9 protein-coding genes are annotated in these 11,797 nt (G+C 62.8%); 5 read left to right on the top strand and 4 right to left on the bottom strand.

Annotated elements, in window-relative coordinates:
* The first annotated feature begins 136 nt into the window (after positions 1-136).
* The 3 genes from VM99_25640 (at position 137) to VM99_25630 (ending at position 3,586) form a co-directional block, all read left to right on the top strand.
* A complete protein-coding gene (locus VM99_25640) occupies positions 137-409 on the top strand; it encodes a transcriptional regulator HU subunit alpha (protein ID AKK01281.1) in 273 nt (90 codons plus the stop codon).
* A gap of 224 nt (positions 410-633) precedes the next feature.
* The gene (locus VM99_25635; protein AKK01280.1) at positions 634-2,505 is read left to right on the top strand and encodes a peptidylprolyl isomerase; all 1,872 of its coding nucleotides are present in this window, start codon (positions 634-636) and stop codon (positions 2,503-2,505) included.
* A gap of 223 nt (positions 2,506-2,728) precedes the next feature.
* Positions 2,729-3,586: a lipoprotein gene (locus tag VM99_25630; protein AKK01279.1), complete on the top strand. Its 858-nt coding sequence runs from the start codon at positions 2,729-2,731 to the stop codon at positions 3,584-3,586.
* A 301-nt stretch (positions 3,587-3,887) separates the two neighbouring features.
* Here the strand turns inward: VM99_25630 and VM99_25625 are convergent, their stop codons facing one another.
* Together VM99_25625 and VM99_25620 are read right to left on the bottom strand one after the other, a co-directional pair.
* Entirely contained in the window at positions 3,888-4,925 is a 1,038-nt protein-coding gene (locus VM99_25625; protein ID AKK01278.1) for an AraC family transcriptional regulator, read from the bottom strand.
* Between the two features lie 2 nt (positions 4,926-4,927).
* Complete coding sequence (locus VM99_25620; protein AKK01277.1) at positions 4,928-6,058, bottom strand: carbon-nitrogen hydrolase; 1,131 nt, start codon at positions 6,056-6,058, stop codon at positions 4,928-4,930.
* A gap of 347 nt (positions 6,059-6,405) precedes the next feature.
* On the opposite strand from VM99_25620, the gene fadH reads away from it, so the two are divergent.
* Positions 6,406-8,445 (top strand): 2,4-dienoyl-CoA reductase, encoded by a 2,040-nt coding sequence (gene fadH, locus VM99_25615; protein AKK01276.1) that lies wholly within the window; start codon positions 6,406-6,408, stop codon positions 8,443-8,445.
* A gap of 198 nt (positions 8,446-8,643) precedes the next feature.
* Positions 8,644-9,552 (top strand): 1-aminocyclopropane-1-carboxylate deaminase, encoded by a 909-nt coding sequence (locus tag VM99_25610; protein AKK01275.1) that lies wholly within the window; start codon positions 8,644-8,646, stop codon positions 9,550-9,552.
* 7 nt (positions 9,553-9,559) lie between these two features.
* Here VM99_25610 and VM99_25605 read toward each other — a convergent pair whose 3' ends face one another.
* Positions 9,560-10,108, bottom strand: coding sequence for a cytochrome B561 (locus VM99_25605; GenBank protein AKK01274.1), 549 nt, complete (start codon positions 10,106-10,108; stop codon positions 9,560-9,562).
* 101 nt (positions 10,109-10,209) lie between these two features.
* Positions 10,210-11,613, bottom strand: a complete 1,404-nt coding sequence (locus VM99_25600; GenBank protein AKK01273.1) for a type IV secretion protein Rhs — start codon at positions 11,611-11,613, stop codon at positions 10,210-10,212.
* Positions 11,614-11,797: the final 184 nt, after the last annotated feature.

Raw genomic sequence — 11,797 nt, 5'->3', positions numbered from 1 at the left:
TGGGGGGCTTCCTTGACAGTTTTTTAGAGCCCTTGTTATAAAGCGGCTCTTAAGTGTCTGCAGGCCATTCAGCACTCGTTTTTGCTTTCACCAAAAAAACTTAGAATCATCTCAAATAGATATAAGGGGACTTAGAGTGAACAAGTCGGAACTGATTGATGCTATCGCTGCATCCGCTGATATCCCGAAAGCTGCTGCTGGCCGTGCGCTGGACGCTGTAATCGAATCCGTCACTGGCGCTCTGAAGGCTGGCGACTCCGTTGTTCTGGTAGGTTTCGGTACTTTCTCCGTGACTGACCGTCCAGCTCGTATCGGTCGCAACCCGCAGACCGGCAAGACACTGGAAATCGCCGCTGCCAAGAAGCCAGGCTTCAAAGCCGGTAAAGCGCTGAAAGAAGCCGTTAACTAAGGTTTCGTTGAGTTTATCCGGGTCGGGGTCATGCCTGGCTTGGCAGCGGAGCGGTAATACGGCCGGTTACGACCGGCCTGGCACGCCAGGGCTTGCAGGTTCGAGTCTGGTCCGCTCCGCCAGTTACGAGAAGGCGCATCCTCGGATGCGCCTTTCTTCTATCCGGATTCTACCCACGCTCCACGGTTGCCTAAATTTGAAGTTCAACCGTTTCTGGGGGACGCATGCTGCAGAATATCAGGGACAATTCACAAGGCTGGATTGCCAAAACCATCATCGGGGTCATCGTCGCGTTGATGGCGTTGACCGGTTTCGATGCCATTTTCCAAGCCTCTTCCAACCGCAATGAAGCGGCCAAGGTCAACGGCGAGAACATCAGCCAGAACGAGCTGAGTCAGGCTGTCGACATGCAGCGCCGCCAGCTCATGCAACAGCTGGGCAAGGATTTCGACGCCTCCCTGCTGGACGAAAAGATGCTGCGTGATTCGGCGCTCAAGGGCCTGATCGATCGCAAGCTGCTGCTGCAAGGCGCACACGATGCGAAATTCGCCTTCTCCGAAGCCGCGCTGGATCAAGTGATCCTGCAAACGCCTGAGTTCCAGGTCGATGGCAAGTTCAGCGCCGAACGTTTCGACCAGGTGATCCGCCAACTGGGTTACAACCGGATGCAGTTCCGCCAGATGCTGGCCCAGGAAATGCTGATCGGTCAGTTGCGCGCAGGCCTGGCAGGTAGCGGCTTCGTCACCGACGCTCAGGTACTGGCCTTCGCCCGCCTGGAAAAGCAGACCCGTGATTTTGCCACCTTGAGCATCAAGGCCGACCCGTCAGCCGTGAAGTTGACCGACGACGAGGTCAAGGCTTACTACGACAAGCACGCCAAGGAATTCATGGCGCCTGACCAGGTGGTCATTGATTACCTCGAACTGAAAAAGGCCGCGTTCTTCGACCAGGTCAGCGTCAAGGATGAAGACCTGCAGGCGGCGTACCAGAAGGAAATCGCCAACCTGTCCGAACAGCGTCGTGCCGCTCACATCCTGATCGAAGTGAACGACAAGGTCAGCGAAGCCCAGGCCAAGGCGAAGATCGAAGAGGTCCAGGCACGCCTGGCCAAGGGCGAGTCGTTTGAAGCCCTGGCGAAGGAGTTTTCCCAGGACCCGGGTTCGGCGAACAACGGCGGTGACCTCGGTTATGCAGGTCCGGGTGTCTACGATCCCGAGTTCGAGAAGGCGCTGTATGCCTTGACCAAGGATCAGGTTTCGGCACCGGTGCGCACCGATTTCGGTTTTCACCTGATCAAGCTGTTGGGGGTCGAAGCGCCTGAAGTGCCGACCTTTGCCAGCCTCAAGGACAAGCTGACCCGCGAGCTGAAGACCCAGCAGGTCGAGCAGCGTTTCGTCGAGGCGACCAAGCAACTGGAAGATGCCTCGTTCGAAGCCTCCGATCTGGCTCAACCAGCCCAGGACCTGAAGCTGACGGTCCACACCTCGGCCCCGTTCGGCCGTGAAGGCGGGGAAGGGATTGCGGCCAACCGTGCCGTCGTCACTGCCGCGTTCAGCCCCGAAGTGCTGGAGGAGGGTGCCAACAGTACCGCCATCGAGCTGGATCCCGAGACGGTCGTGGTCCTGCGTGCCAAGGAGCACCGCAAGCCTGAGCAGTTGCCGCTCGAAAGCGTGGCCGGCCCGATTCGTGCCCAACTGGCCAAGGAACACGCCAGCGCGGCTGCCAAGACCAAGGCGGATGAGCTGATCGCCAACCTGCGCGATGGCAAGGCTGCCCTGGACAAGCCTGTCGACGGCCAGGCCTGGAAAGTCACCGAAGCGGCGAATCGCAACCAGGAGGGCATCGACCCTGCGGTATTGCAGGCGCTGTTCCGCATGCCCAAGCCGGAATCGAAGGACAAGCCGACGTTCACCAGCGTGACGTTGCCCGACGGTAGCCTGGCGGTTGTACGCCTGAACGGCGTCAACGAAGCAGCGGCTCCGACCGATGCAGAGAAAGCCGAGTACCGTCGCTACCTTGCATCGCGTGCCGGCCAGCAGGACTTCGCGGCTTATCGCAAGCAGTTGGAAAGCCAGGCGGACATCAAGCGTTTCTGATGCCTTGACGGTTGCCTACAAAAAGACCCCGGCCGAAACGCCGGGGTCTTTTTGTATCCGCTTGTTGCTTTCGAAGGGGCGTTCGTCGATACACTGGATTGGCGTCTTTTTCCTGCAAACAACCCTCAGTAGACTTGTAACCCCCTTGAAACAAGATTACTCACGCTGTCAGGTCGCGTTCTGTTGCACAATACGCCCCGGATCGTTTTCCTCAGGATGTTCAATGTTCACATCATTTCAAATGCGCACACTCGGGCTTGCACTGGCGCTGGTCGCCGCAGCCGGTTGCTCGTCCAAGAAAACCGCGATTTACGAGCACGAGAGCTTCGATGATTCCGGTACGTTCTCGCGCACTTATCCCGTCAGCGATACGGCGACCTGCGAGGCCGGGCGTCGGGCGTTGCTCAGCCAGGGCTACATCATCACCAGCAGCGATCCGAAACTGGTCAGTGGCCACAAGAGCTTCCAGCAGACCGGTGAAACCCACCTGGAGATCAGTTTCAACCTGGTCTGTGCCGAAGATGGCGGGCCGGGGCATCGGGCGACCATGTTCGCCAACGCCTTGCAGGACCGCTATGCCCTGAAGAAGACCAACAACTCTGCGAGCCTGGGCGTCGGCGTGTTGGGTTCGGTGTCGATGCCGATCGGCTCGTCCGATGATGCGATGGTCAAGGTCGCCAGCGAAACCGTGTCGGCGGCCAAGTTCTATGAGCGCTTCTTTGCCTTGGTGGAGGTGTTCCTGCCGCCCGAGGCGAAGAAGAACGTCGAGAATGCCGACAAGCCGAAAGCTGAACTGGGGATGCCGGAACCCAAGGCGGAACCGGCTGCGCTGGCCCCTGCGCCGGCCGCCGAGTCGCAACCAGCGCCCGCGCCCGCACCGGCCACGCCGACGGATAGCGCCGCGCCGGCGGACACCGCTCCGACCGCCTCCGAACCGGTGGCCCCGCCAAGCGAACCCGCGCCGATTGCGCCTGCCGAATACGCACCCTCGGTAGCTCCGGAGTCGACGATGGAGGTCATCACGCCGCCACCGGCCAGCGACCTGCCACCCCCGACCGAGGCCATCCAGCCGCTTCCTTGATATTGAGGTGGGTGGTCAGCCTGGCACGTGCTGTTACACCTGCTTGCGCTAATTTCCCGGCGCTGTGCTACGTTTAAAACATGAAGCCTAGGCTTCATGTTTTATTCATAAAGCAGCTTTATTCTGACTCCAAGGCCATCAGGCATTGGTTTCAATGAAAGGGGAAGGACACGCAATGGACGATTATCAGGAAGAGCTGCTGGAATACCAGGCGTACGAACTGGACCCGCTGGAACCTGCCGAAGATGCAACGGAGCTGTAAGCCCTCGGCACAGCATGAACCCTACACGGGCGCTTGGACTCAATGTGCCCTGTGACTGCGCCGGAACTCTCCCGGCGTTTGTGCGTTCCAGCGCTTGAAGGCTCGTTGGAATGCCTCGGCTGAGGCAAACCCCAACAGGTAGGCGATCTCACCGAACGCCAGTTCGGTATCGCGAATGTAAGTCATGGCCAGGTCGCGGCGTGTGTCGTTGAGGATGGCGCGAAACTGCGTACCTTCTTCGGCCAGCTTGCGGCGCAGGGTCCAGGTGGGCAGCTTCAGGCGCGCCGCCACTTCTTCCAGGTCGGGCTCCCGGCCACCGTTAAGCAAGGGTCCCAACAGTTGGATGATGCGCTCGCGCAGGCTGCGGGTGCGGGTCAGCTGTTCCAATTCCCGTTCACACAACTGAACCAGGTGTTGCCAGGTACTGGGGCAATGCTGCGGGTTTCGCTGGGCCAGGCTGTCGAGGCCCAGGCGCAGTTGATTCTGCTCGGCGCCAAACTGGATCGGGCCGTCGCCTAGCACGCGGTAGGCTTCCAGGTACGCCGGCTCTTCGAATTCGATGTCGATGCGCTCCGGTCGCAGCGCGATGCCGCTCACGCTGGACAGTTGGGTGAGCCAGCCGGCGACGATCGAATCCACCACGAAGCGGTTGTAGGCGTTGTACGGGCTGATGGAATAGAACCGCAGCCAGGCGCCCCGGGCATCCTCGTGGAAGCTGGATTGGCCGCGGTAGTTGGAACCATAGAGTGGCTCGAAGCGGATCAGGCAGCGGGCGGCTTCGCGCACGGTGGGTGCCTGGGCGGCGGTAACACCTGCCAGCCCGGCCTGGCTCAATCGGCTGAGCTGGCCCATGCGCAGGCCCAGGGCCGGGTTGCCGGTCTGCTGGATGGCGGCGTGACCCAGGCGCATATAACGAGGGATCGACAGGCGTGCGCCGGGTTCGGCCAAGCGCGTGGCATCGAGGCCGTACTGTTCGAGCAACGGTTGGGGATCATGCCCATGGCTGGCGATCGCGTCTGCCAGGCTATGGACGAAGCCCACCGATAAATCCCCCAGGCGCATCGGTTGCGGCTTCATGGTCACAGCCAAAGGTTCAGCAGGCGTGCGCCACGGGCCTGGCCATCGGGGAAATGCTGGCCGTCGTGGCTGATGAAGCTTTGGCCGCTGCTGCCACTGTCCCAGAACTGGCCCCGCAGGAACACGCTGACGCCGCCTCGGGCCTGGCTGATGGGCAACTGGCTGGTCAATGTCAGGCGATGCCAGGCCTGGCCTTCGCTGGTTTCACCGGGCTTGAGGCTCACTTCGCTGGGCGTGGACAGACCTTTATAGCCGCTCCAGGGTTTGTCCCAGGTATCGCGCCCGATGACGAAGGCGGGCACCGCGATCAGTTGTGCGCCCAGCTCGTTGAGCTGTCGGTAGTGGACCGGGTACCAGCTGTCGCTGCCGATCAGCACGCCCAGGCGCCCGGCGGGGGTGTCGACGACATGGATGGCGTCCGGGCGGTCAGCCTCCAACACGTCCCGTTGCTCGAACACCGGATGTCGCTGGCGTTGTGGCTGGCCCATCGGAAGGCCATCGCTGCCGAACACCAGGCTGCTGTTGTACAGCGCGCCTGCGCCCACCTTCAGCGTATCTTCGCTGACGCTGGGCTCGGGGAGAATGATGGAGCCGGCCACCAGGGTGACGCCGAACTCCTTGGCCAACCCGCCAAACAGCGCCTGGTAGTCGTGGGCCATGCGCTGGGCTTTCATGCGCAGGTAGGCATCGTCCAGGCGGTTCTCGCCGTGGGTGCTGAGCAGCGCTCGGATAAACGCCAGTGGATTGCTCGCCGCCAGCCAGTTCATGGCTTCCTTGAAGGTCGTGGCCTGGTACAGCTCGTCCTTTTCACCGCTGACCATCAGCCAGGTGCCGATGTGCTCGGGCAATACCACGATGGTTTTTTCGTTGAGCAAACCCTGCTCGCGCGCGGCCTGCAGGTAGGCCGCCAGTTTGCGGTGCAGGCGCTCGGGGGTCTGGTAATCGGTGGGGAACAGTTCGGGTTGGATGCCCAGCAGGTTGCCGCGGTCGGTGGGCGTGCCCTGGTCGACTGCCAGGTTGATGCGCAGGTCCGACAGGTAATGACCCGCCGGCCGATCCGCCGTCCACAGTGCATAGGTGATCAGGACGGCGACCAAGGCCAGGGAAAACAGCAGGTACAGAAATTTGCGCATGGGGTAAACAGTCAGCGGCCGTGTGCGGTTATTACGGCGCAGGGTACGGTAAAACCGGCCATTCGCCAAAGGATGCACATGTTCCAAAGTGCATGCAGGCGTATGCAGAGGGGGTGGTCGCCGGCAGGTAAGCGCGAGCTTCACAGCCCTCCGGGGCCAAGCGCCCTTGCCAGGGGCAGTGCAGACGGGCCTCAGGCGCCAGTGGTCCACGCGCTGCACATTTGGATCATGAAGTTGTCAGTTACGGTCATTGAGCGCTCGCAGTCCGGCTCTTAGGCTGTGGGGCATGACTGAGGGAGGCCGCAGAGCTTCCACCTTTTCCGTGATCGCCCGTTGTGGAGTTACCGATGACCGCCGCCCATTACCCGCACCTGCTGGCTCCGTTGGACCTGGGTTTTACCACCTTGCGCAACCGTACCCTGATGGGCTCGATGCACACCGGTCTTGAAGAAAAACCGGGTGGTTTCGAACGCATGGCGGCGTATTTCGCCGAGCGTGCCCGAGGCGGCGTGGGCCTGATGGTCACCGGCGGGATCGGGCCGAATGACGAGGGCGGCGTCTACTCCGGGGCGGCCAAGCTGACCACCGAAGAAGAAGCCCTCAAGCACCGGATCGTGACCCGCGCCGTGCACGAGGCCGGCGGCAAGATCTGCATGCAGATTCTCCACGCCGGGCGCTATGCCTACAGCCCCAAGCAAGTGGCGCCCAGCGCGATCCAGGCGCCGATCAACCCGTTCAAGCCCAAGGAGCTGGACGAGGAGGGCATCGAGAAGCAGATCCGCGATTTCGTCACCTGTTCGGTGCTGGCCCAGCAGGCCGAGTACGACGGCGTCGAGATCATGGGCTCGGAAGGGTATTTCATTAACCAGTTCCTGGCCGCCCACACCAACCACCGCACCGACCGCTGGGGTGGCAGCTATGAAAACCGCATGCGCCTGCCGGTGGAGATCGTTCGCCGGGTACGCGAAGCGGTGGGCCCGAATTTCATCATCATCTTTCGCCTGTCGATGCTCGACCTGGTGGAGGGTGGCAGTTCCTGGGACGAGATCGTCCAACTGGCCAAGGCCATCGAGCAGGCTGGCGCGACGATCATCAACACCGGCATCGGCTGGCACGAGGCGCGGATTCCCACCATCGCCACCAAGGTGCCGCGAGCCGCGTTCAGCAAGGTCACGGCCAAGTTGCGCGGTTCGGTCGGCATTCCGCTGATCACCACCAACCGGATCAACACGCCGGAAGTGGCCGAGCAGATCCTGGCCGAAGGCGATGCCGACATGGTCTCCATGGCGCGGCCGTTCCTGGCAGACCCGGAGTTCGTCAACAAGGCAGCGGCGGGGCGTGGGGATGAGATCAACACCTGCATCGGCTGCAACCAGGCCTGCCTCGACCACACCTTTGGCGGCAAGCTCACCAGTTGCCTGGTGAACCCGCGGGCGTGCCATGAAACCGAGCTCAACTACCTGCCGGTGACCCAGGTGAAGAAGATCGCCGTGGTGGGGGCCGGGCCGGCCGGGTTGTCCGCCGCTACCGTGGCGGCCGAGCGGGGCCACCAGGTGACCCTGTTCGATTCGGCCAGCGAAATCGGCGGCCAGTTCAACGTCGCCAAGCGTGTACCGGGCAAGGAAGAGTTCTACGAGACCCTGCGTTACTTCAATCGCAAGTTGCAGACCACGAATGTCGAGTTGTGCCTCAACACTCGGGTGGATGTGGCGACCCTGGTGGACGGCGGTTATGACGAGATCATCCTGGCCACTGGCATTGCGCCGCGCGTGCCGGCGATTCCCGGTGTGGAGCATGCCAAGGTGTTGAGCTACCTGGACGTGATCCTGGAGCGCAAGCCAGTGGGCCGCAGCGTCGCAGTGATCGGCGCTGGCGGTATCGGCTTCGACGTGTCGGAGTTCCTGGTGCATCAGGGCGTCGCCACGAGCCAGGACCGCGAGGCATTCTGGAAGGAGTGGGGGATCGACACACGGCTTCAGGCCCGCGGTGGTGTGGCCGGGATCCAGGCCGAACCCCATGCCCCGGCGCGCCAGGTATTCCTGTTGCAGCGCAAGACCTCCAAGGTTGGCGACGGCCTGGGCAAGACCACCGGCTGGATTCACCGCACGGGCCTGAAGAACAAGCAGGTGCAGATGCTCAACAGCGTCGAATACCTGAAGATCGACGACCAGGGCCTGCATATTCGCATCGGTGAAGCCGGCGAGCCTCAAGTGCTGCCGGTGGACAACATCGTGATCTGCGCCGGCCAGGATCCGCTGCGTGAATTGCAGCAAGGCCTGGAAGCGGCGGGGCAGACCGTTCACCTCATCGGCGGTGCCGATGTGGCCGCGGAGCTGGATGCCAAGCGCGCGATCAACCAGGGGTCGCGGTTGGCGGCACAGTTGTAAGGTCTGTCCATGGGGGGCGGGCTCACCTGACTCCATGTGTGGAAGCGAGCCTGCTTGCGAAGGCGTCCAATCAGTCACTGCAATCGTGACTGACCAAGCGTTTTCGCGAGCCGGTTCGTTCCCTCAGGTTTGTGTATTGTCCGGCCCGTTGCGGCCAAGCTGTTAAGATTCCGGCGTCTTTCTCTTCGGCCTGCCGCCATGCTGCTTCCCGCCCTCGACTGGCATCCCCAACCTCGACTCGAACCCTTGCCCCTCGACTGGCTCGCCCTCGCCGGTGTTGAAGTGGCGGTGTTGCGCCTGGACCAGATCGACCCGCTGATCAGCGGCAACAAATGGTTCAAGCTGGTGCATCATTTGCGCGCGGCGCAGGAGGCGGGAGCCGAGGGGGTGATGAGCCTGGGCGGGGCCTATTCCAATCATCTGCATGCGTTGGCGGCTGCCGGCAAGCGCTTCGGCTTTCCGACGCTCGGACTGCTGCGCGGTCACCCCATGGACACGCCCACGGTGCGGGACCTGAACGCGTTCGGCATGCAATTGCATTGGTTGGGGTATGGCGGCTACCGCGAGCGCCACGCGGCGGATTTCTGGGGGCCCTGGCAGGCGCGTTATCCACAGTTGTATCCCGTGCCCGAAGGCGGCTCAGGATTGGCCGGCGCCCAAGGTTGCATGGCGTGGGTGGCCAGTGTCCGCGAACAACTGGCGCGATTGGGGTGGGCGGATTATCACGGCTGGTGGCTGGCGTGCGGCACGGGGACGTCGCTGGCGGGGCTGGTGCTGGCCGAAGCGGGGGAGCGCCCGGTGTATGGGGTGCTGGCCGTGCCCGAGGACCACGGGGTGGCGTCGCAGGTCGAGCGCATCGTGACGGCGGCCGGGCTGACTCCGGCGCGTTATGAACTGCTCGACGGCAGCCGCGGCGGTTTTGCCCGGGTCGATGCCCAGCTCAGCGACTTCATTTCGACCACGGGCGTCATCGAGTTGGAACCGCTGTACACCGGCAAGGCGCTGATGCTGCTCAAGGCTCAGATCGAAGCCGGGCGGTTCGCCCGAGGTACGCGCCTGATCTTTGTGCACACCGGCGGCTTGCAAGGCCGCCGGGGGCTCGAATAGACCGTCTTCAGCCGCGCTTGGGCATCATCCGCAGCAGCGTGTTGTCGCGCACCACATAGTGGTGATACAGCCCCGCCAGGGCATGCAGGCCAATCAACCAATAGCCGATGGTGCCACCCAGCACGTGCCAGCCCTCCAGCTGTTTGGCGAAATCCTTGTCCTGATGAGTGATCAGCGGCAGGTCGAAACCGTAGAACATGACCTGGTGCCCTTCGGCGCTGGTGATTAGCCAGCCCAGCAGCGGCATGGCGATCATGAACAGGTACAGGGCCCAGTGCATCAGGCGAGCGAGGAAGGTCTGCCAGACAGGCGATGCCGGGAAGATCGCCGGCGCCTTGCCCATGCTGCGGGCGAACAGGCGCAGCCAGACCAGCAGGAACACCGTCAGGCCGAGCATGAAGTGGGCTTCCTTGATCAGGGTTCGACCGCCGCTGCCCTTGGGGAAGATTCCACGGAACTCGATGCAGGCATAAACCACGGCCAGCAGGACCACCATCAACCAATGCAAGGTGACCGTGACGGTACTGTAGCGGCTTTCTGAGTTTTTCCAGGGCATTGCAGGTATCTCCAACAATCAGGGTAGAGCGCCGTCTTTTGCGGCGTTGTGTTTACTGTAAGCCCGTTTCGCTGGGTTTGCTTGTGCTGGATCACGTTTTGTCAGGGAGCAAGGTCGGGCGGGTTCAGAAGCCAGTCCAAAAGCAGCCCGGCATCCGGTGTGTGCTGTGGTGATTGCGGTGCGGCGGTCGAGCCAGCGCCGGTGTCGAAAACGCCGGGACAGAGCACCGGCCGGTCGGGATCGCCGTCGAGAAAACTCACCAGCACCTGGCTGCCCGCCGTCAGTACAGGAGGAGTGCCGAGCGATAATCGCGACACCGGCAGGGCGATGGCTTCCTGGTCCGGCGCCCACAGGCTGACACTGACCTGGCCGTGTTCATCGGGCCTGGCCGGTTGGCCGGCGTGGCCGAGCACGTGGGCCAGGTGATAGCCAGGAATGCGGGGCTTGGGATGCCTGAGGGCGGGCCTGAACACGGTGGACCAGGGGATGGCGGTGAATCGGTTGCGGTACTGCCGGGTCGACGGGGTGGCGGGCAGGTTCGGTTCAAGGATGGAAAACTGTCGACCGCGATGTTGCACGTCAACGATCAGCCATTGATCGTTGAAGGTTGACACCGGGTGTTCTTCGATCTGGACGAGGTGGCCGCCACGCAGGGCCGGTTGGGTGCTTTGGCCGTGGATCTCCCGTTGCCGGCAGCGTAGCCGTTCAAGGTGGCGACGACCGGCCTGGTGACGGTGAGCCAGGGCCGGGTCGCCCCGCAGGGCCTGGTGAGCCGGGCTGTCAAAGGCGTGGTTGGCGGCGAAGGCCTCGGTCTCGCCCATGGCCCGGTCGCTGAACCCGCCGGGCGGGGTGGGCGTCATGGGCTGGTGGCGCAGGTACAACCGCTGGATCGCCGGCTCCGCGCTGGCGTCCGGCCGCAGGGGCAATGCCAGCGGCGCAGGGGGAAAGCTCTGCGGGTCTTCGGCAAACACCAGGACATGGCCCTGGGGGCTGTGCTCAAAGTGGTAGTGGATGCCTTCTTCCTCGCACAGCCGTTGCAGCAAGGCCAGGTCGCTTTCCTCGTATTGGATGCAGAACGGACGGCGCGGGTATTGCCCATGGGGCAGTTCGAAGCGGTAGCTGTCGGTGGGCAGGGCGTGGTCGTCCAGCAGGCGCTGCAGCATCTGCACGGCGCTGAGCCGGTTGAACACCCGCCGCCGTGGGCCTTGTTCCAGGCGCTGGAGATAAGGCACCAGCGTCACCCGATAGCCGATGCGATGGGACGCGGGCGCGCTCAGGTGGACGCTGTGGACGACCCCGTGGATGCCCGATTCGGCGTCCAGGCGCAGGAAGGCCGGTTGTCCCAGCAGCGTGTCGGGGTTCATCGGTGGCGCCAGGCTGATCAGTTCGAGGTTGAAGCGGTAGGGTTGGTTGAGGGCTTCGCGGCCGTTGAACCGTAGCACTTGCAGCTGCAAATCGCTTTGCGTGAAGGTCAGGCTGAAAGGACTTTCCATGTCGTTGCGCATCGCGGCTCTTACTGGCGGGGAGAAGCGCAGAGGGTACGAAACCGTGGACGGGAACGGGGCCTGTGCGGCGCTATTTCAGAAAGGCCCTACAAGATGCTGCGCAAATGTCGATCCAGCAGGCCGAATTTTTTGGTCGATCAGCCGGTTTAGGCCGTATAAACTGGCGCCACAGCGCCGGCCAGCA

The sequence above is a fragment of the Pseudomonas chlororaphis genome, from assembly GCA_001023535.1.
GTDB lineage: Bacteria > Pseudomonadota > Gammaproteobacteria > Pseudomonadales > Pseudomonadaceae > Aquipseudomonas > Aquipseudomonas chlororaphis_E.
This window is presented reverse-complemented; position numbering and strand designations above follow the sequence as displayed.